Consider the following 19,529-nt stretch of genomic DNA (forward strand, 5'->3'; position numbering starts at 1 on the left):
ACCTACGATCATTTGTAACGTATGTACTTTATTTGTTTCTGTAATTATCCCGTTAGCCACAGGGGAGGGGAAGAGGGGAAGGAGGGCAGGGTCAGATTGGTATAAGAGACAGGTCATGAGCCTGAAGAACATCGACCGCTGGGGTGGCGTCAGCCAGTTCCTGCACTGGACCATCGCCGTGCTGATCCTGTGCATCGGCGCGGTCGGCCTGGTGATGGGCGAGCTGCCGCGCTCGCCGAAGTACTTCTGGGTCTACACCGCGCACAAGTCGCTGGGATTGACCGTGCTGGCCCTGGTGCTGGTACGCATCGGCTGGCGCCTGTATGCCGGCGCGCCTCCGCCGGTGCCGGGCACGCCGCGCTGGCAGGCCTGGCTGGCGACCGCGGTGCACGTGCTGCTCTACGGAATGGCGCTCGCCATGCCGCTGTCCGGCTGGATCTACGATTCGGCCAGCGGGCTGCGCCCGTTCCGCTGGTTCGGCCAGGTCGAGGTGCCGAAGCTGGTGGCGCCGGACGCCGCCCTGTCCGAGGCCGCGCACGGCTGGCACGAATGGCTGTTCTGGCTGCTGCTGGTGCTGGTGGCGGCGCACGCCGCCGCCGCGCTCTACCACCATTTCGTGAGGCATGATGCCACCCTGGCGCGGATGCTCCCGCGCCGGATGACCACGCTCCCCCCGCGCGAGGACGCACCATGAAGCCGATCCTGACCACCCCCGCCGTCGCCGCCGCCCTGCTGGCCGGGATGCTGGCCGCCGCCCCCGCGGCAGCGGCCGACTACGTGCAGGCCGAGGGCTCGACCCTGGCCTTCGCCAGCCGCTACGACGGCGAGCTGTTCACCGGCCGCTTCCAGGATTTCACCACCCGCCTGCGCTTCGATCCGGCCAAACCGGCCGAAGGCCGGCTCGAGGTGAGCATCGCCCTGGCCAGCGCCTCCACCGGCAACAGCGACCGCGATTCCACCCTGCGCACCAGCGATTTCTTCGACATCGGCCGCCACGCTCAGGCGCGCTACACCGCCTCCGGTTTCCGCAAGCTGCCCGACGGCCAGTACGCGGCCGACGGCACCCTGGAGCTGCGCGGCGTCAGCAAGCCTGTGACCCTGACCTTCAGCTGGGACGCCTCGGGCGCCCAGCCGGTGCTGAACGGGCGCGCGGTGGTGCAGCGCCTGGACTTCGGCGTCGGCGGCGGCGACTGGGCCGACACCAAACTGATCCCCAATGCCGTGAACGTCAGCACGCGCGTGGTGTTCCAGCCGGAGTGACCGCCGGCCCGGCACGCGGCCCCGACCGGCGCCTTCAGCCCGCCAGCCACCCGCGCAGGCGGGCCACGTCGAACGGCCAGTCCAGCTCGCGTCCGCGGACCGCGTCGCGCAGCACCGGCACCCGCATGCCATAGCGCGCCTCCAGCGCCTCGTCCCCGTCGATGAACACGCTCTCCGGCTCCGGCGAACCCGCCGTGGCCAGCACTTCCAGGGCCTGGTCGCAGAGGTGGCAGTCGTCGCGCTGGTAGAGGACCAGGTCGCTCATCGCAACTCCATGGGGCGTCGGGGCGGCTACCTTAGCCGCTGCGCCGCGGCGCGTCATGGCCGTTTCGTTCGCAACCAATACAATGGCCGACCCACCTCACCGGTTGGCACGATGGCCGTCAGCACCTTCGACCTGTTCAAGATCGGCATCGGACCGAGCTCCTCGCATACCGTGGGCCCAATGCGCGCCGCCGCGCGCTTCGTCGGCCACTGGCTGGTCGAGCCGGGCCGGGTGGCCGAGGTCGCCCGGGTGCGCGCCGAGGTGTTCGGCTCGCTGGCCCTCACCGGCCGCGGCCATGGCACCGACAAGGCCCTGCTGCTGGGCCTGGAAGGCCACCAGCCGGATACGGTCGATCCCGATGCCATCCCCGGTCTGCTGGAGCGCATCCGCGGCGAGGGCAGCATCCGGCTTGCACCGGGCCATGCCATCGCCTTCGACGAGAAGCGCGACCTGGTGATGAACAAGCGCCAGAAGCTGCCCTTCCATACCAACGGCATGCGCTTTACCGCCTACGCCGACGACGGTGCGGTGGTGGCCACCCGCGACTACTACTCGGTCGGCGGCGGATTCGTGGTCAATCCGGACGAGGCGGCCGAGGACCGCATCGTCCCGGACGACACGCCCCTGCCGTATCCGTTCTCCAGCGGCGAGGAGCTGCTGCAGCGCTGCGCCGACAGTGGCCTGTCGATCGCCCGGGTGATGTTCGCCAACGAGCTGGCCTGGCGCAGCGAACGGGAAATCCACGATGGCCTGCGCGCGATCTGGAACGCGATGCAGGCCTGCGTGGCTCGCGGCATCCGCGCCGACGGCACCCTGCCCGGTGGCCTGCACGTGGTGCGCCGCGCCCCGGGCCTGTACCGCGAGCTGTCTTCCAAGCCGGAGGCGGCGATGCGCGATCCGCTGACCACGCTGGACTGGGTCAACCTGTACGCGCTGGCGGTGAACGAGGAGAACGCCGCCGGCGGGCGCGTGGTCACCGCGCCGACCAACGGCGCAGCCGGGATCATCCCCGCGGTGCTGCACTACTACGACCGCTTCTGCCCCGGCAGCAGCGAGCAGGGCGTGTTCGACTTCCTGCTCACCGCCGCCGCGATCGGCATCCTCTACAAGGAGAACGCCTCGATCTCCGGCGCCGAGGTCGGCTGCCAGGGCGAGGTCGGCGTGGCCTGCTCGATGGCCGCTGCCGGACTGGCTGCGGCCCTGGGGGCCACGCCCAACCAGGTCGAGAACGCCGCGGAGATCGGCATGGAGCACAACCTGGGCCTGACCTGCGATCCGATCGGCGGCCTGGTGCAGATCCCCTGCATCGAGCGCAACGCGATGGGCGCGGTCAAGGCGATCAACGCCGTGCGCATGGCCATGCGCGGCGACGGCCAGCACAAGGTCTCGCTGGACAAGGTGATCCGGACCATGCGCGACACCGGCCGCGACATGCAGGACAAGTACAAGGAAACCAGCCGCGGCGGGCTGGCGGTCAACGTCATCGAGTGCTGAGCCGCATGCCGCGGCTCAGGCGGCCATGCGCAGCACGTCGTCCAGCAGGGCCGCGGCGGTGATGTCCGCGCCCGCGCCCGGTCCCTGGATCAGCAGCGGCTGGTCGCGGTAGCGGTCGGAGCGGATCGCGACGCGGGTGTCGGTGCCCGCCCCCGCGGCCAGCGGGTGGGCCGGCGGCAGCACCTGCAGCGAAGCCTGCGCGCCCTCGCCATCGAAACTGCCGACGAAGCGCAGGCAGCCGCCGAGCGCGCGTGCCTGGTCCAGGCGCCCGGCCAGCAGCGCGTCGAGTTCCCCGAGCGCCGGCACCAGCGCATCGGCCGGCGCCCGTTCCAGCGCCGGCGGCACCAGTGATTCCACCCTTACCTGGCGGATCTCCAGCGGCAGGCCGGCCGCGCGCGCCAGGATCAGCAGCTTGCGGCGCACGTCCTCGCCGGAAAGGTCCACGCGCGGATCCGGCTCGGTGTAGCCGGCGCTGGCGGCCTCGGCCACCAGCGCCGAGAACGGGCGGCTGCCGTCGTAATGGTTGAACAGCCAGGCCAGCGAGCCGGACAGCACGCCTTCAACCGCATGGATATGGTCGCCGCCGGCCACCAGTCCGCGCAGGCTGCGCAGCAGCGGCAGGCCGGCGCCGACCGTGGCGCTGTCGCCGTAGCTGGCGCCGGTGCGCGCCTGCGCCTCGCAGATCGCCTGCGAGCGCGCCAGCAGGCCGCCGTGGCCGAGCTTGTTGGCGGTGACCACGTTGACGCCGCGCACCAGCCATTCCGGATGCCAGTTGGCAACCAGCTCGCTGGCGGTGGCGTCGACCAGCACGTCGCCCGCGCGCAGCGCCTCGGCTTCGGCCCAGCCCTGCAGCTCGCCGGTGCGCGCTGGCGCGGCATTGGCCAGCGCCAGCGCGGCTTCCAGGTCGCGCCCCGCCTTCAGCACCGTGCGCGAATTGGCCAGCCACAGCACCGGCGGCAGGGACAGGCCGCGCTCCTGCAGCAGGCGATAGCGCGCGACGAAGGCCCTGCCCACCGCGCCGGTGCCCAGCAGCGCCAGCCGCCGCGTCGCCGCAGCGCCGGCGCGCGTGCGCGACGGGTGCAGGCCGGGACCGGCGAGCGCGCTCATGCGCGCGCCCGCTCGACCTGCCTGGGAACCGCCGCTTCGGCCGCCGCCAGCGCGGCGGCGATATCGGCAACCAGGTCGTCGCTGGCCTCGATGCCGATGGACAGCCGCAGCAGCCCGTCGGAGATGCCGGCCTTGGCCCGCGCCTCCGGCGTCATCGCCGCATGGGTCATCGACGCCGGATGCGCGACCAGGCTTTCGACGCCGCCCAGCGACTCGGCCAGGGGGAACCAGCGCAGGCTGTCGACGAAGGCACGCACCGCCGGCTCGCCGCCGCGCAGCTCGAAGCTGAGCATCGCGCCGAAGCCGGCCTGCTGGCGCGCGGCGATGGCGTGGCCGGGATGCGACACCAGCCCGGGGAAGTACACCTTCTCCACCACCGGATGCCCGTCCAGGAGTTCGACGATGGCGCTGGCGTTCTCCTGGTGCACGCGCATCCGCGCATCCAGGGTGCGCAGGCCGCGCAGGGTCAGGAAGCTGTCGAACGGCGAACCGGTCAGGCCCAGGGCATTGGCCCACCACACCAGCTGCTGGTGGGTTTCGGCATCGCCCGCGACCACCGCGCCGCCGACCACGTCGCTGTGCCCGTTGACGTACTTGGTGGTCGAATGCAGCACCAGGTCCGCGCCCAGCGCCAGCGGCTTCTGCAGCGCCGGCGACAGGAAGGTGTTGTCGACCACCACCCGCGCGCCGGCGCGGTGCGCGGCATCGATCACCAGACGCAGGTCGGTGATGCGCAGCAGCGGGTTGGACGGGGTCTCGACCAGCACCAGCTTCGGCGAGGTTGCCAGCGCATCGGCCAGCGAGCAGGGATCGGTGAGGTCGGCGGTGACCAGCTCGAAGTGGCCCTTGGCAGCCAGCGCGTTGAACAGGCGCCAGCTGCCGCCGTAGGCGTCGTGCGGCACCACCAGGCGGTCGCCCGGCTGCAGCAGCGCGTGCAGCACGAGGGTGATCGCACCCATGCCGGTGGCGGTGACCACGCCGCCGGCGCCGCCTTCCAGGTCGCTCAGCGCCTCGGCCAGCAGGTCGCGGGTCGGATTGCCGCTGCGGGTGTAGTCGTACTGGCGCTTGTTGCCGAAGCCGTCGAAGCTGAAGTTGCTCGACAGCACGATCGGCGGGGTCACCGCGCCGTAGGCGGTGTCGCGGTCGATGCCGGCCCGCACCGCGGCGGTGGCCGGACGGCAGGCGGGGGAAACGTCGGGGGAGGACTGGGTGCTCATGCGGCGGCTCCGTTGCCGCGCAGGACGGCGGCGAGAATGAGGTCGATGCGGTCGGTTTCCTTGAGGAAGGCGTCGTGCCCGTACGGCGAGCGCAGCACGCGCAGCTGGCCGCGGCCGGCGAGGCCTTCGACCAGGTTCACCGAGTCGGACAGCGGCACCAGGCGGTCGCCTTCCACGGCAACCACCGTCACCGGCACCTGCACGGCGGCAGGATCGACCCGGTGCAGGTCGATGGATTCGGACAGGCGCAGGAAGGCGGTCACCGGGGTGCGCGCCACGTACTGCGCGCCGCAGGCATCGAGGTAGTCCTCGGCGGCGCAGCGCACGCGGCCGTTGACGATCTCCGGCGCGGCGTCGAAGCGCTCGCCGAATTCCTCGGGCGTGCGGTAACTGAGCATCGCGAACTGGCGCGCCAGGGCCAGGCCGGCGGCATCGGCGCACTGCAGCTGGCCGAGCGCGACTGCGCGGCGCTGCAGGGCGCGCCAGGCGCAGGCATAGGGATGCGGACGATGGGCGCCGCTGACCGCGACCAGGTGGCGCAACCGCGACGGATGCCGCGCGGCGAACTGCAGCCCGACCATCGCCCCGTACGAATAGCCGACGAAGGCCTGCAGCCGCTCGATCCCGAGCGCGTCCAGCAGCAGCGCGACCGCGTCGGCCTGGTCGGCGGTATCCACCGGCACGTCGAGGCGGCCGTCGGCGGCGACGTAGTCGAAGGCCAGCACGCGCACCCGCGCCGGATCCAGGGTGCGGCCACTGGCGACCAGCGCATTGGCCCAGCCCTTCTCGGGGAACTCCGCGCTGGCCGAGACATGGCGGTGGGCGGAGATGCCTCCGGCCACCAGCACCACCGGCGCGCCGGCCGGTCCCTGCAGCTCGTAACGCAGGGTCACCGCCTGCACGCCGGCGTGGCGCATCGGCAACACCACGGCAACCTCGCCGCGCTGGGCGGTGGTACAGGAAGGCTCGTGGGTGAGGGCGGTGGCGGTATTCACGGCGGCAATGGCGGATCCGGAAGGGTCAACGCCATCGAGCCTTCGCGGGCCCGCGTCCGGCGTGCACGGGGCACGCTCGAACCATCTTCCGGTGGACGCGAAGGTCCCCGCAGGATTTGGCACCTGGCAGGACGCTTGCGCGTCCGCTGGCTGCCCCGGCATCAAAGGGCCTGTCCCTCCGCCGGTCTCGATGGCGCGGCCAGATTGCCACCGCCCGGAAGGCATGTCAATCGCTTCATCTTGATTGAGCGATGAAACTAATTTCGGTCGCCGAACCGGCGCCGCTTGCCGATAATCCATCCCATGCGCCGACCCGCCCCAGCACGGACCTGCCCCGCTCACCGTGGGCCGCCTTCTTCGCATGCGCCAGGAAAACCGTGGCCGGGGGCGGGAGCGACCGCAATGGCCCGCGCTCGTGGTGGCCGGCGTGCTCCTGGCAGGCAGCCTGCCGGCCGAAGGCGCGCGCTTCTGGCGCTGGCAGGGCCAGGACGGCGCCGCCGTGTACGGGGACGTCCCGCCCTCCGGCGTCCAGGCGGAGGCTGCCGAGGCGCTGCGCTACCGCCGCGACCAGGGCCCGCCGGTGCAGCTGCGGCTGGTCGACCGCGGCAGCCACCACGAGGTGCGGGCCGGCAACCGGCTGCCCGGGCCGGTCCAGGTGGAACTGCGCCTGCGCGGCGGCGAGAACGTCACCAGCACGCCGGCCATGCCCGCGGGCGCCACCGTGCCGGCCAATGCCGAGATCGTCGTGGCGCGCCTGTACGCCACCGACCCGCGCCGCGCCGCCAGCTTCGACGTGGTGCTGGAGCAGATGCCCGGCGACCCCCGGGCGCGGCCGCAGGACTACGACTACCGCCTGCCGTTCGAGTATGCGCGGATCCGCGTGGACCAGGCGTTCGGCGGCAGCTTCAGCCACGACGACCCGCAGAACCGCTACGCGGTCGATTTCGCCGTGCCCGAGGGCACGCCCGTGCTGGCCGCGCGCGAGGGCGTGGTGATGCAGGTGGAGTCGGACTTCTCGGGCACCGGCCTGGACCGCGAGCGCTACGGCGGCCGCGCCAACTACGTCCGCATCCTGCATGCGGACGGGACCATGGCCCTGTACGCCCATCTCAAGCCCGAGGGCGTGCTGGTCCGGGTCGGGCAGCGGGTCCGCCAGGGGCAGCAGATCGCCCTGTCCGGCAATACCGGCTTCAGCACCGCCCCGCACCTGCACTTCGTGGTCCAGGCCAACCGGGGCATGCGCCTGGAGTCGATCCCCTTCCGCATGTACGGCGCGCTGGGCGAGCTGAAGTTCGGAACGGGCCCGGCGCTGGCCGCTGACGGCGGCTGAGGCCCGCTCGCGCCCGCCGGTCCCGGGCCGGCCGTCCCGCCCCGGTATAATCACCGGCTTTCCGCCCTGCCCAGCGCCTCCCGGCGCCATCCCCCATGTCCGATGTCCCAACCGAAGCCGCGCGCCGGCGCACCTTCGCGATCATTTCGCACCCCGACGCCGGCAAGACCACGCTGACCGAAAAGCTGCTGCTGTTCGGGGGCGCGATCCAGATGGCCGGCTCGGTCAAGGGCCGCAAGGCCGCCCGCCACGCGACCTCCGACTGGATGGCGCTGGAGAAGGAGCGCGGCATCTCGGTGACCTCCTCGGTGATGCAGTTCCCCTACGAGGGCCGCATCGTCAACCTGCTCGACACCCCCGGCCACGCCGACTTCGGCGAGGACACCTACCGCGTGCTCACCGCGGTGGATTCGGCGCTGATGGTGATCGACGTGGCCAAGGGCGTGGAGGAGCGCACGATCAAGCTGATGGAGGTGTGCCGCCTGCGCGACACGCCGATCATGACCTTCATCAACAAGCTCGACCGCGAGGGCAAGGAGCCGATCGAGCTGCTGGACGAGATCGAGACGGTGCTGGGCATCAAGTGCGCACCGGTGACCTGGCCGATCGGCATGGGCCAGCGCCTGAAGGGCGTGGTCCACCTGGTCAGCGGCGAGGTCCACCTGTACGAGCCCGGCCGCAACTTCACCCGCCAGGACTCCACCATCTTCCCGTCGCTGGACGCGCCGGGCCTGGAGGAGAAGATCGGCGCGGAGATGCTCGCCAGCCTGCGCGAGGAGCTGGAGCTGGTGCAGGGCGCGGCCGATCCGTTCGACAAGGACAAGTACCTGCGCGGCGAACAGACCCCGGTGTTCTTCGGCTCGGGCGTGAACAACTTCGGCGTGCAGCCGCTGCTGGACTTCTTCGTCGAGCACGCGCCGCCGCCGCAGCCGCGCGCCACCACCGGCCGCGAGGTCGCGCCGCAGGAAGGCAAGCTCACCGGCTTCGTGTTCAAGATCCAGGCCAACATGGATCCGCAGCACCGCGACCGCGTCGCGTTCATGCGCGTCTGCTCGGGCAGGTTCAGCGCCGGCATGAAGGCCTTCCACGTGCGCAGCGGCAAGGAAGTGAAGCTGGCCAACGCCCTGACCTTCATGGCCTCCGACCGCGAGATCGCCGCCGAGGCCTGGCCGGGCGACGTGATCGGCATCCACAACCACGGCACCATCTCCATCGGCGACACCTTCACCGAGGGCGAGGCGCTGTCGTTCACCGGCATCCCCAACTTCGCCCCCGAGCTGTTCCGCCGCGCGCGCCTGCGCGATCCGCTCAAGCTCAAGCAGCTGCAGAAGGGCCTGGCCCAGCTGTCGGAGGAAGGCGCGACCCAGTTCTTCCGTCCGCTGATGAGCAACGACCTGATCCTCGGCGCGGTCGGCGTGCTGCAGTTCGACGTGGTCGCCTACCGCCTGAAGGACGAGTACGGCGTGGACGCCAGCTTCGAACCGGTGGGCGTGGCCACCGCGCGCTGGATCCAGTGCGACGACGCGAAGAAGCTGGAGGAGTTCCGCGAGAAGAACGCCATGAACCTGGCGATCGACGCGGCCGGCGAGCTGGTCTACCTGGCGCCAACCCGGGTCAACCTGCAGCTGGCCCAGGAGCGCGCCCCGTCGGTGCGTTTCCTGGCCACCCGCGAGCATGCGCACAGCGTGAGCGTGGACTGACCACGGCAACGGCGGCCGTTCGATGGCGCGCCTTACCGTACGGGTGCAAAACGCGCTGCGTTTGCTATAACGTGCGCGCCATGCCGGTCGCCCCTTCGCCTGCGCCAGACTCCAACCAGGACGCGACGTCGCTGCGCGACGAGATCGCCAATGCGCTGACCCACGGGCTCGGCGCGGCCGTGGCCCTGGCCGCCGGCGCGGTGCTGATCACCCTGGCCGCGATCTACGGCGACGGCTTGCAGCTGGCCGGCGCGATCGTGTTCAGCGTGGCGCTGCTGCTGCTCTACACCGCCTCCACGCTCTACCACGCGATCCAGCACCCGGTGGCGAAGGGCCGCCTCAAGGTGTTCGACCACTGCGCCATCTACCTGCTGATCGCGGGGACCTACACGCCCTTCACCCTGATCGGCCTGCGTGGTCCGTGGGGCTGGGGCCTGTTCGCGGCGATCTGGACCCTGGCCCTGGCCGGGGTGGTGTTCAAGCTGTTCTTCACCGGGCGCTTCAAGCGCCTGTCCACCGCGATCTACATCGCCATGGGCTGGCTGGTGCTGGTCGCGGCCAAGCCGATGCTGTCCTCGCTGGATGGATGGACCCTGGGCTGGCTGATCGGCGGCGGCGGCGCCTACACCCTGGGCACGGTCTTCTACCACCGCGAGTCGATCCCCTACTCGCACGCGATCTGGCACCTGTTCGTGATCGCCGGCAGTGTCTGCCACTTCGTGGCCGTCAGCGCCCAGGTGCTGTCGCCGCGCCTGCACGCGCTCTGACCCCCGGCCCGGGGACACCGGCGTTCGCATGCCGTGCACGGCATGCGCCGATACTGGCCGCATGGAACGCGCGCCACCCCCACCGTCGCGCTTCGACCGCCTGCGCCGCTGGCGGCCCTCGCGCACGACCCGCTACGTGCTCGGCGCGGTGGCGCTGGCCCTGCTGGTGCTGGTGCTGCTGTTCGACTGGAACTGGTTCAAGCGCCCGCTCGAGCGCGCGGTGGGATCGGCCACGGGCCGCGAGTTCCGCATCGGCGGCGACCTGGACGTGGACCTGGGCCGCACCATCACCGTTTCCGCCGACCAGCTGACCCTGTCCAACGCCGACTGGTCCAAGCAGCCACGCATGGGCGCGGCCGAACGGATCGAGATCGACATCGCGCCCTGGCCGCTGCTGGCGCTGCGCCTGCGGATGAAGGAGATCCGCGCCATCGGCCCGGACATCCTGCTCGAAACCGATCCTGATGGCGAAGGCGGCAACTGGGAAATCGGCGGAGACAGCGAGCCCGATCCCGATCCGCGCTGGCGCCTGGAGCGCCTGTGGATCGAGGGCGGGCGCCTGCGCTTCGTCGATGCGGCCCAGGGCACCGACATCGACGTGTCGCTGGACAGCGTCGAAGGCGGCGACCGCGGCGAGGCGCCGGTCGCGGTCGACGGCAAGGGCCACTGGCGCGGCGCCGCGTTCCGGTTGCAGGGCCAGGCCGCCTCGCCGCTGGACCTGGCCGACAGCGACACCCCGTATCGCGTCGACCTGGACGCCCGCGCCGGGCGTACCCGGGCCAGCGCCAGCGGCACCCTGACCAATCCGTTCCGGTTCCGGACCTTCGACCTGCGCATGAAGCTGTCCGGCGCGGACATGGAGGAGCTCTATCCACTGCTCGGCCTGGCCCTGCCGCCATCCCCGCCGTACGCGCTGGACGGGCGACTGCGCCGCAACGGCGACCTCTGGCGCTACGACGGCTTCAAGGGCTCGGTCGGCGACAGCGACCTGTCCGGCGACGTGCAGATCGACGCCTCCGGCGAGCGCCCGCTGTTCCCCGCGCGCCTGCTGTCGCGGCGCCTGGACTTCGACGACCTGGCGGGCTTCCTCGGCGCGCCGCCGGCGGCCGGTGGCGACGAGACCGCCAATCCCGAGCAGGAAGCCGAAGCGGCGCGCCGCGCGGCCAGCCCGCGCCTGTTCCCGGACAAGCCCTACGACCTGGCCAAGCTCAATGCGATGGATGCCGACGTGCGCTGGCGCGCGCAGGCGATCCACGCGCCGAGCCTGCCGATGATCGAGGACATGGACGCCCACCTGGTGCTGCAGCGCGGCCTGCTGCGGCTGCAACCGCTGAACTTCGGCGTGGCCGGGGGCGACGTGCGCGCGAACATCCGCATGGACGCGCGCAAGGAACCGATCCGCACCCGCGCGCAGGTCAGCCTGCGCGGGCTGGAGCTGCCGAAGCTGTTCGCGCGCGCCGAACTCGCGCAGGGCGCGGTCGGCCGCATCGGCGGCCAGGTCGACCTGGAGGGCACGGGCAACTCGATCGCGGCGCTGCTGGCCAACGCCGACGGCAACGTCGCCGTGGGCATGGGCCGCGGCCGGATCAGCAACCTGGTGATGGAGCTGGCCGGGCTGGACATCGCCGAGGCACTGAAATTCCTGCTTACGGACGACCGCCAGGTGCCCATCCGTTGCGCCTTCGCCGACTTCGGCGTGGACGACGGGCTGATGACCTCGCGCGCACTGGCATTCGACAGCACCGACACCATCATCGTCGGCGAAGGCACGGTCAGCCTCCGGGACGAAAGCCTGGACCTGCTCCTGCGCCCGCGCCCCAAGGACCGCAGCGTGCTGTCGCTGCGCTCGCCGCTGCGCGTGGGCGGCACCTTCAAGGACCCGTCGTTCCGTCCGGACATGAAGGCGCTGGGCCTGCGTGGCGCGATCGCCCTGGCACTGGGCAGCATCGCCCCGCCGGCCGCGCTGCTGGCGACCTTCGAGACCGGCCCCGGCGAGGACAGCGACTGCGGCGGGAAATACGCCCGCTGAGCCACCTCAACCGGCGATGTAGCGCTGCAGCTGCTCCAGTTCGACCTGCTGGTCGGCGATCACCGCCTTGACCAGGTCGCCGATCGAGATCACGCCGGCCACGCGCCCTCCCTCCACCACCGGCAGGTGGCGGATGCGGCGGTGGGTGACCAGCTGCATGCAGGCATTGACGGTCGTGTCCGGGCCGACCGTGACCACGTCCGCGGTCATGATCGCGCGCACCGGGGTATCGGCCGAGGACCGGCCCTGCAGCACGATCTTGCGTGCGTAGTCGCGCTCGGAAAGGATTCCCGCCAGTTCATCGCCGCGCATCACCAGGACCGCGCCGATCGATTTCTCCGCCATCAGCCGCACCGCATCGATCACCGGTGCGTCCGGGGATACCGCGAACACCTCAGCCGGCTTCTCCGCCAGCAGTTGACGTACCGTGCGCATGGGCGCCTCCATCCGCGAGCTGTGCGCCCGAGGATACTCCCGCCGGCGCATGCCAGGCGTCGACCAGGTAGAGGGGGCGCTGCTTGGCTTCCTCGTACAGCCGGCCCAGGTACTCGCCGATGGTTCCCAGCGCGATCAGCTGGACGCCGCCCAGGAACAGGATCACGACCATCATCGTCGGCCAGCCCGCCACCCGGTCGCCCCATACCAGGGTCTTGAACACGACCACGATGCCGGCGCAGAACGCCACCATGGCGGTGAGCAGGCCCAGGTAGGTGGCGATGCGTAGCGGCGCGGTGGAAAAGCTGGTGATGCCTTCCAGGGCGAAGTTCCACAGCCGCCACAGGCCGAACTTGCTGCGCCCGGCGATGCGCGCGCCGCGGCGGTAGGGCACCGCGATGGCCGGTAGCCGACCCAGCCGAACAGGCCCTTCATGAAGCGGTGCCGCTCGCGCAGCTGGCGCAGCGCGCCCAGCGTGCGCTGCGACAGCAGCCGGTAGTCGCCGGTGTCGGCGGGCACCGGGGTGTGGGAAAGCCGCCCGATCACACGGTAGAACGCGGCGGCGGTTCCCCGGCGCAGCCAGCTGTCGCCCTCGCGCGCGACGCGGGTGCCGTAGACGTCGTCGTAGCCCTCGCGCCAGCGCGCGACGAACTGCGGGATCAGTTCCGGCGGATCCTGGCCGTCGGCGTCCAGGATCATCGCCGCGCCCTCGTTCACCTGGTCCAGCCCGGCGGTCAGCGCGATCTCCTTGCCGAAGTTGCGCGACAGGCGCAGCAGGGCCACGCCGGGGTCCGCGGCCGCGATCCGCTGCAGCAGCTCCCAGGTCCCGTCGCGGCTGCCATCATCCACGTAGAGGATGCGTCCTTCGACGCCGTCCAGCCCGTCCAGCACCTGGCGGATGCGCGGATGCAGCAGCGGCAACGAGTCGGCCTCGTTGAAGCACGCCACCACCACCGTCAGAAGGTCGTGCCCGTGGTTGTCCATCGGCACCATCGTACAGCGGGCCGGAAGCGCGGGCTGGCGCCCCATCAGTCCAGTCCTTCCAGGTAGGCGCGGCCGCCCAGCTGGCGCACCTGGCGCTGGACCCACGCCGCGCGCCGCTGCACGTACGGCCCGGGCCGCACCGCGCTGTAACGCCGCGGCGAGGGCAGCACCACCGCCAGGCGCGCGCATTCGCTGGCCGAAAGCCGCGAGGCGTCCTTGCGCCAGTAGCTGCGCGCCGCGGCCTGCGCGCCGTAGATGCCGTCGCCGAACTCGGCGATGTTCACGTATACCTCGAGGATGCGGCGCTTCGGCCACATCGCTTCGATCAGCACCGTGTACCAGGCCTCCAGTCCCTTGCGCACCCAGCTGCGTCCCTGCCAGAGGAACAGGTTCTTGGCGACCTGCTGGCTGATCGTGCTGGCGCCGCGCACGCGCCGCCCGCGCGCGTTGTTGTCCATCGCCTTGCCGATGGCGTCGAGGTCGAAGCCGTGGTGGCTGGCGAAGTTCTGGTCCTCGGCCGCGATCACCGACAACGGCAGCGCGGGGGCGATGTGCTCCAGGTCGCGCCAGTCGTAGGCCACGCGGTAGTCCCGGTCGCCCTGGCGCCAGGCCTCGGCCTGGCGCGCCAGCATGAAGGCCGACGTCGGCGGATCGACGAAGCGCAGTACCGCCACCTGCACGACCGTGGCCGCCACGAACAGCACGGGCAGCCACAGCAGCAGCCGCAGCCAGCGACGGCGGCGGCGCGGCGATGGATTGGGGGCGGTGGCTGTAATGGCGGCGGCCTCGGTCGACGCGGGTCGGCGCGGGGATGGTAGCGGCTTGGCCGTGAGCGTCCAGAGTGGACCCGCTTGGAAACAGGGCGGCGCGCCCGCATTGTGTGCCGATGGATACCAACAGCCCCTCCCAAGATCCCGCCGTCGACGACCTGCGCGGCCGCTTCCTCCTGCCCGGCGCCGGCGTGCGCGGCGTCTACGTGCGCCTGTCCGGCAGCTGGCGCGAGCTGCTTTCGCATGCCAGCTACCCCGCCGGCGCCACCGCCCTGCTGGGCGAGTCGGTGGCCGCGGCCACCCTGTTCACCGGCCACGTGAAGGTGGACGGACGCCTGTCGATCCAGCTGCGCGCAGGCGGCGCCCTGCGCTCGCTGTTCGCCGAGTGCACCGCCGCCGGCACGGTCCGCGGCATCGTGCGCCTGGAGGACGGCGCCGACGCCCCGCGCGCGCCGTCCCAGCTGGGCGACGAAGCCCTGCTGGCGGTCACCATCGAGAACCCGGGCCTGGACCCGCGCGAACCGCTGCGCTACCAGAGCCTGGTCTCGCTGGGCGGCGCCGCTTCGCTGGCCGAGGCGTTCGAGGATTACTTCCGCCAGTCCGAGCAGTTGCCTACCCGGCTGCTGCTGGCGGCCGACGGCGAGCACGCAGCCGGACTGATGCTGCAGAAGCTGCCCGGCGAGGAAGGCGACGCCGACGCCTGGGCCCGCACCGGGGCCCTGTTCGACACCCTCGGCGAGGCCGAACTGCTGGCCACCCCGCCGCGGCTGCTGGTGCACCGCCTGTTCCATGAGGAGCAGCCCGAGCTTCTGGAGGAGCGGGCGATCGGATTCGGCTGCTCCTGCTCCGTGGAACGCGTCGAGGGCATGCTGCGCAGCCTGGGCGAGGAGGAGTTCCGCGCCGCGGCCCAGGCCACCGGCCAGGTGGACGTGCGCTGCGAGTTCTGCGGCCGCGAGTACCACTTCCCCCTGCACCAGGCCCAGGACCTGTTCGCCGGGACCGCCGAACCCAATACTCCGGCCCCCGACCGGCTGCAGTAGGGGTCTCCCCGATTGACGAACGGCGCATTCTGGTGGAAGAGCGGCGCTTGTTAACCAATTGTAAATCCCATACGATGCCGATCGAGACCGCACGGGGAACTCCCGCGCGGCACGTGGGTCTGAAGGATGACCATGCCCCTGCACCGCACGCCATTGATGGCTCTTGCCCTGTCCGCGGTCATCGCCGCGGCCGGCGCGCATGCGCAGGCGCGTAGCGGTTCCGAGCAGACCGTGCTGCCGGTGTGGAACCAGGGCAGTGGCAAGGTTGAGGCGCTGCTGCTCCTCGAGCCCACCCGCGGCAACCGCAGCGGATCGAACTGGCGTTTCGGCAGCGAGTCCCTCGATGCGGCCTTCGGCCTCGGCGCCGGCGACTCGCTGGGCCTGTTGTGCAGCAGCACCCGCGGCGCAAGCGTGAACAGCCTTGCCAGCCAATGCCTGCTGGCCACCCTCGGCAACGATGGCCAAACCGGCACGCGCCGCCTTGGCGCCGGCGCGAGCATCGGCCGTCCGGGCAACCGCCTGGGCGTGGCCGCAAGCACCCGCGATACCAGCCTTCCTTCATGGCTCACGCCCGAATCGGCGGCCAGTTCGTCCGTCGCCGGCGGTGGTCGCGTCGAACAGAACGACCTGCAGGTCTTCGGCGAGAAGGAGATCGGCGAGGAGGCCTACGTTTCCATCGCGGGCACTTTCGCGCGCGCGCGCCTGGTACCGGTCACAGATGCCCCGGGCCTGGCCCAGCGCTGGGACAGCAAGTCGCTGAGCGTCGGTGGCGGATATGGCGCCTTCAGCGCCAATATCATCGGCCGCGTGGTGGAAGTGAATGGCCAGCCCGGCAACAAGTGGGAGGGTCTCGGCCTTGGCCTTACCTGGCGCACGCCGTGGAGCGGGCAACTGACGGTGGGTGCGGAGAACGTCGTGACCCGAGGCAAGAATCCTTTCGCGCCGTCCAACATCGAGGCAGACGAAGGCACCGTGCCTTACGTGCGTTACGAACAGGGCCTCTGAGGCCCGCCTCGCAGCACCAGGATCACCGCAAAGCCGGCCACATGGCCGGCTTTTTTCGTGCGCGCGTGCCTGGCAGCGAAAAGGCATCCGCCTATTCACTTTCGACCGAAACTAAAGTGCGAGCGCGGATGTTCGTATTCAGGTAGGTTTGCACCGCAGTTGGTTTCAAGTGCGCCCTTAACAGGACTTTAATTCAACTGTATGGCCCGTTACTATCGGCCTACCCTCTACCCCTGCAAGGGGGGAGAGGCCACAAGAAAACTCGTGGTGTTACTCCATTCTCACTCGGAGAGACCTGATGAATCGTAAGACCCACAAGCTGCGTGACGCGATTGCCATTGCGCTTCTCGCCAGCGCCGGCGGCACCACCGTCGCCTCCGCCCAGGAAGCGGCCACCAACCTCGATCGCGTCGAAGTGACCGGTTCGCGCATCAAGCGCGCCGAAATCGAAGGCCCGAACCCGATCACCGTAATCAGCCGGCAGGACATCGAAGTCTCCGGTGAGCTGTCCGTCGCCGACTTCCTGCGCAACAACGTCTACAACTCCTACGGCTCGGCCCGTGAGTCGTCCGGTTCCAACACCGGCTCGATCTCGACCTTCAGCATGCGTGGCCTCGGCTCCGAGTACACCCTGGTGCTGCTGGACGGCCGCCGCATGACCAAGTCGGCCTCCGCCGACGGCGCCGCCGCCAACATCAACCTGATCCCGACCGCCGCCATCGAGCGCATCGAGATCCTGCGCGAAGGCGCCGGCGCGATCTACGGCGCCGACGCGATCGGCGGCGTGGTCAACGTCATCCTGCGCAAGGACTACGAAGGCCTGACCGTCAGCGTCGGCCACGAGTCGCCCGACGGCCCGGGTCCGGACGCCAGCAGCGTCGCCGTCTCCGGCGGCATCAGCTCCGACCGCGGCAATGTCACCTTCGTCATCGATCACGCCGAGCGTGACCTGATGTACAACCGCGACATCCTGCCGATCCTGGCCAAGAACGGCTACTCGGCGACCACCCCGGGCCTGTCCAGCGCGTTCCTGAGCGCGTTCAACGCCCCGGCGAACTTCTACAGCGGCGAGCTGGGCGGCACCTTCGGCGCCCCGGGCTGCGAGAACTTCGAGAACAGCATCCGCGCCGGCGACATGTGCCGCTTCAACCACATGATGACCTCGGCCAACGAGGCTTCGCTGAAGCGCGACTCGCTGCTGATCAACGCCAACTACGAGCTGACCGAGAACACCCGGTTCTTCTTCCGCGGCATCAGCAGCGACACCAACAGCCTCGGCGTCTACGCCGCGGCCCCGGTGGACAGCTACCCGACCATCGCCGCCGACAACCCGTTCAACCCGTTCGGCGTGGACGGCACCCTGTACTACCGCTTCACCCCGCTGGGCACCCGCGACTCGGTGCGTCGTGACCACTACCGCGACTACAGCTTCGGCCTGGAAGGCGAGAACGACTGGTTCGGCGGTTCCACCTGGCAGCTGTACGCGAGCCACGGCCGCGTCTCGCTGTCGAGCGGGAACTACAACTACGGCATCGCCTCGATCCTGCAGGATGCGATCGACGCGGGGAACTTCAACCCGTTCGACCCGACCCACCCGAGCGTCGCCGAGTACGGCCCGATCATCGGCCACACCGTGTACGTCGAGAACGAGCAGCGCACCGTCAACGTCGGCGGTAACATCGGCTTCGACCTGTTCGAGATCGGTGGCCGTCCGTCCGGCTTCGTCGTCGGCTTCGACTACTTCGACGACCGCCTGATGTTCGAAGTCGACTCGCAGAGCGCCGCGGGCAACGTGTTCGGCTCGGCCGGTGCCGGCCTGGGTGGCGAGCGCGCCAACTACGCCGTGTACTTCGAGAGCCTGCTGCCGCTGCTGGACAGCCTGAACCTGTCCATCGCCGGCCGCTACGACAGCTACAACGACGTGGGCAGCAAGTTCTCGCCGCGCGCCTCGCTGGAGTTCCGTCCGATCGAGTCCCTGCTGCTGCGCGGCTCGTGGGGCAAGGGCTTCCGCGCCCCGACCATGGGTGACCTGTATGGCGCCCCGTCGACCACCAACCTCGAGATCAGCCCGCTGTCCTCCGCCGGCCTGGCCGGTGGCGACGCCGCGACCTGCGCCGCGCTGAACGCGTACCGCGCCGAGTCGGGCAACACGAGCTTCCAGCCGTACCCGGTCAACCCCTGCGGCACCAACTCCCAGTACCAGTTCACGGTCACCTCGAACACCGAGCTGGAGCCCGAGGAAGCCACCAACTGGGGCGCCGGCGTGGTGTGGAGCCCGAACGAGAACCTGTCGATCGCGGTCGACTACTACGACGTCGAGATCGAGAACGTGATCGGCACCGTGCCGCGCGCCCTGGCCCTGGCCTTCGGCGAGCAGGGCATTGAGCGTTACGGCATCACCCGTGGCCCGTCGGTCGTCGCCCCGGGCGGCACCATCCTGCCGGGTCAGGCCCAGAACATCCTGCTGCCGATCGTCAACGGCGCCGTTCAGCACACCCAGGGCGTCGACCTGGACCTGAACTACCGCTTCGACATCGGTGCGGCTGGCCGGATCAACACCAAGCTGACCTGGACCCACACCCTGGCGGACGACTTCACCGCCGTGCAGGCCGACAAGCTGGAGCGCGCCGGCGACTTCGGCCGTCCGGACGACCGCGGCCAGCTGGTCGTGGCCTGGGAGCGTGGTGACTTCGGCGCCGCCGTGATCGCCAACTACATCGGCCCGCACGAGGACACCGAGGAGGAGGTCTACATCCCGTCGTGGACCACCTTCGACGCGCAGGTCAACGTCAACGTTCCGTGGAACGGCCGCGTGACCCTGGGTGTTCGCAACGTCGGTGGCAAGCTGCCGCCGTTCAGCACCGCCTACGGCTCGCCGTTCTACGACAACGAGCTGTACAACATCTACGGCCGCGTGCCGTACATCCGCTACGAGCAGAACTTCTGATCCAGGCGGAATGCTGATGTAACCTTGGGTGGCCCGCGCAAGCGGGCCACCTTTTTTTTGGTTCTTCACCCAACTCCGGGGAAGGCCGCCCGGATCTTGAGGAAGAAGTAGGCGTCATCGCGGAAGCCGTAGGCCATGCGCTTGATGACCTTGATCTTGTTGTTGATGCCCTCGACCAGGTTGG

17 protein-coding genes, 1 pseudogene and 1 riboswitch are annotated in these 19,529 nt (G+C 70.4%); of the genes and pseudogenes, 10 read left to right on the top strand and 8 right to left on the bottom strand.

Features of this window, described 5'->3' with window-relative positions; genetic code table 11:
* The first annotated feature begins 115 nt into the window (after positions 1–115).
* Both CSC68_RS14685 and CSC68_RS14690 read left to right on the top strand, forming a co-directional pair.
* A complete protein-coding gene (locus tag CSC68_RS14685) occupies positions 116–694 on the top strand; it encodes a cytochrome b (protein ID WP_162204355.1) in 579 nt (192 codons plus the stop codon).
* Entirely contained in the window at positions 691–1,260 is a 570-nt protein-coding gene (locus tag CSC68_RS14690; RefSeq protein WP_162204356.1) for a YceI family protein, read from the top strand. The genes CSC68_RS14685 and CSC68_RS14690 overlap by 4 nt, the downstream gene beginning before the upstream one ends.
* 34 nt (positions 1,261–1,294) lie before the next feature.
* Here CSC68_RS14690 and CSC68_RS14695 read toward each other — a convergent pair whose 3' ends face one another.
* Entirely contained in the window at positions 1,295–1,525 is a 231-nt protein-coding gene (locus CSC68_RS14695) for a glutaredoxin family protein (protein ID WP_162204357.1), read from the bottom strand.
* Between the two features lie 111 nt (positions 1,526–1,636).
* On the opposite strand from CSC68_RS14695, the gene CSC68_RS14700 reads away from it, so the two are divergent.
* Positions 1,637–3,019 carry an L-serine ammonia-lyase gene (locus tag CSC68_RS14700; protein WP_162204358.1) on the top strand — a complete coding sequence of 461 codons (1,383 nt, stop codon included), beginning with the start codon at positions 1,637–1,639 and terminating at the stop codon, positions 3,017–3,019.
* 15 nt (positions 3,020–3,034) lie between these two features.
* Here CSC68_RS14700 and CSC68_RS14705 read toward each other — a convergent pair whose 3' ends face one another.
* The 3 genes from CSC68_RS14705 to metX are packed head-to-tail and all read right to left on the bottom strand — an operon-like array spanning position 3,035 to position 6,338.
* Complete coding sequence (locus CSC68_RS14705; protein WP_162204359.1) at positions 3,035–4,126, bottom strand: homoserine dehydrogenase family protein; 1,092 nt, start codon at positions 4,124–4,126, stop codon at positions 3,035–3,037.
* Positions 4,123–5,343: an O-succinylhomoserine (thiol)-lyase gene (locus tag CSC68_RS14710; protein WP_162204360.1), complete on the bottom strand. Its 1,221-nt coding sequence runs from the start codon at positions 5,341–5,343 to the stop codon at positions 4,123–4,125. The genes CSC68_RS14705 and CSC68_RS14710 overlap by 4 nt, the downstream gene beginning before the upstream one ends.
* A complete protein-coding gene (gene metX, locus CSC68_RS14715; RefSeq protein WP_162204361.1) occupies positions 5,340–6,338 on the bottom strand; it encodes a homoserine O-succinyltransferase MetX in 999 nt (332 codons plus the stop codon). The genes CSC68_RS14710 and metX overlap by 4 nt, the downstream gene beginning before the upstream one ends.
* A gap of 78 nt (positions 6,339–6,416) precedes the next feature.
* Positions 6,417–6,535, bottom strand: a riboswitch (SAM riboswitch).
* 164 nt (positions 6,536–6,699) lie between these two features.
* On the opposite strand from metX, the gene CSC68_RS14720 reads away from it, so the two are divergent.
* The 4 genes from CSC68_RS14720 (at position 6,700) to CSC68_RS14735 (ending at position 12,164) form a co-directional block, all read left to right on the top strand.
* Positions 6,700–7,668, top strand: a complete 969-nt coding sequence (locus CSC68_RS14720) for a M23 family metallopeptidase (RefSeq protein WP_162204362.1) — start codon at positions 6,700–6,702, stop codon at positions 7,666–7,668.
* Between the two features lie 95 nt (positions 7,669–7,763).
* Positions 7,764–9,368, top strand: coding sequence for a peptide chain release factor 3 (locus CSC68_RS14725; protein WP_162204363.1), 1,605 nt, complete (start codon positions 7,764–7,766; stop codon positions 9,366–9,368).
* A gap of 80 nt (positions 9,369–9,448) precedes the next feature.
* Entirely contained in the window at positions 9,449–10,135 is a 687-nt protein-coding gene (gene trhA / locus CSC68_RS14730; protein WP_162204364.1) for a PAQR family membrane homeostasis protein TrhA, read from the top strand.
* Positions 10,136–10,196: 61 nt separating this feature from the next.
* Positions 10,197–12,164, top strand: a complete 1,968-nt coding sequence (locus CSC68_RS14735) for an AsmA family protein (protein WP_162204365.1) — start codon at positions 10,197–10,199, stop codon at positions 12,162–12,164.
* A gap of 6 nt (positions 12,165–12,170) precedes the next feature.
* Here CSC68_RS14735 and CSC68_RS14740 read toward each other — a convergent pair whose 3' ends face one another.
* From CSC68_RS14740 to mtgA, 3 genes and pseudogenes are all read right to left on the bottom strand, one after another.
* On the bottom strand, positions 12,171–12,599 hold the full coding sequence (locus CSC68_RS14740) for a CBS domain-containing protein (RefSeq protein WP_162204366.1): 429 nt from the start codon (positions 12,597–12,599) through the stop codon (positions 12,171–12,173).
* Positions 12,559–13,592, bottom strand: a pseudogene (locus CSC68_RS14745) (glycosyltransferase family 2 protein). Before CSC68_RS14745 ends, CSC68_RS14740 begins: the two are co-directional and overlap by 41 nt.
* 35 nt (positions 13,593–13,627) lie before the next feature.
* Complete coding sequence (gene mtgA, locus CSC68_RS14750) at positions 13,628–14,359, bottom strand: monofunctional biosynthetic peptidoglycan transglycosylase (protein WP_162204370.1); 732 nt, start codon at positions 14,357–14,359, stop codon at positions 13,628–13,630.
* 110 nt (positions 14,360–14,469) lie between these two features.
* On the opposite strand from mtgA, the gene hslO reads away from it, so the two are divergent.
* From hslO to CSC68_RS14765, 3 genes are all read left to right on the top strand, one after another.
* The gene (gene hslO, locus CSC68_RS14755; RefSeq protein WP_162204367.1) at positions 14,470–15,393 is read left to right on the top strand and encodes an Hsp33 family molecular chaperone HslO; all 924 of its coding nucleotides are present in this window, start codon (positions 14,470–14,472) and stop codon (positions 15,391–15,393) included.
* A gap of 168 nt (positions 15,394–15,561) precedes the next feature.
* Positions 15,562–16,398, top strand: coding sequence for an XOO1806 family protein (locus CSC68_RS14760; RefSeq protein WP_211365770.1), 837 nt, complete (start codon positions 15,562–15,564; stop codon positions 16,396–16,398).
* Positions 16,399–16,696: 298 nt separating this feature from the next.
* Positions 16,697–19,345, top strand: coding sequence for a TonB-dependent receptor plug domain-containing protein (locus CSC68_RS14765; RefSeq protein WP_162204369.1), 2,649 nt, complete (start codon positions 16,697–16,699; stop codon positions 19,343–19,345).
* 65 nt (positions 19,346–19,410) lie between these two features.
* Here the strand turns inward: CSC68_RS14765 and CSC68_RS14770 are convergent.
* Positions 19,411–19,529 (bottom strand): transposase (locus CSC68_RS14770; RefSeq protein WP_162202733.1); only part of this gene is annotated, 119 nt, incomplete at its 5' end.

It is taken from the genome of Pseudoxanthomonas suwonensis, assembly GCF_010093235.1.
Taxonomy (GTDB): Bacteria; Pseudomonadota; Gammaproteobacteria; order Xanthomonadales; family Xanthomonadaceae; genus Pseudoxanthomonas; species Pseudoxanthomonas suwonensis.

Bases quoted from the DNA above. Each gene is read 5' to 3' on its own strand.
- CSC68_RS14740 (WP_162204366.1), bottom strand. From the start codon at position 12,599: ATGCGCACGGTACGTCAACTGCTGGCGGAGAAGCCGGCTGAGGTGTTC.
- CSC68_RS14685 (WP_162204355.1), top strand. From the start codon at position 116: ATGAGCCTGAAGAACATCGACCGCTGGGGTGGCGTCAGCCAGTTCCTG.
- CSC68_RS14690 (WP_162204356.1), top strand. From the start codon at position 691: ATGAAGCCGATCCTGACCACCCCCGCCGTCGCCGCCGCCCTGCTGGCC.
- CSC68_RS14710 (WP_162204360.1), bottom strand. From the start codon at position 5,343: ATGAGCACCCAGTCCTCCCCCGACGTTTCCCCCGCCTGCCGTCCGGCC.
- CSC68_RS14720 (WP_162204362.1), top strand. From the start codon at position 6,700: ATGCGCCAGGAAAACCGTGGCCGGGGGCGGGAGCGACCGCAATGGCCC.
- CSC68_RS14695 (WP_162204357.1), bottom strand. From the start codon at position 1,525: ATGAGCGACCTGGTCCTCTACCAGCGCGACGACTGCCACCTCTGCGAC.
- CSC68_RS14765 (WP_162204369.1), top strand. From the start codon at position 16,697: ATGAATCGTAAGACCCACAAGCTGCGTGACGCGATTGCCATTGCGCTT.
- CSC68_RS14735 (WP_162204365.1), top strand. From the start codon at position 10,197: ATGGAACGCGCGCCACCCCCACCGTCGCGCTTCGACCGCCTGCGCCGC.
- CSC68_RS14705 (WP_162204359.1), bottom strand. From the start codon at position 4,126: ATGAGCGCGCTCGCCGGTCCCGGCCTGCACCCGTCGCGCACGCGCGCC.
- CSC68_RS14725 (WP_162204363.1), top strand. From the start codon at position 7,764: ATGTCCGATGTCCCAACCGAAGCCGCGCGCCGGCGCACCTTCGCGATC.
- trhA (WP_162204364.1), top strand. From the start codon at position 9,449: ATGCCGGTCGCCCCTTCGCCTGCGCCAGACTCCAACCAGGACGCGACG.
- hslO (WP_162204367.1), top strand. From the start codon at position 14,470: ATGGATACCAACAGCCCCTCCCAAGATCCCGCCGTCGACGACCTGCGC.
- CSC68_RS14700 (WP_162204358.1), top strand. From the start codon at position 1,637: ATGGCCGTCAGCACCTTCGACCTGTTCAAGATCGGCATCGGACCGAGC.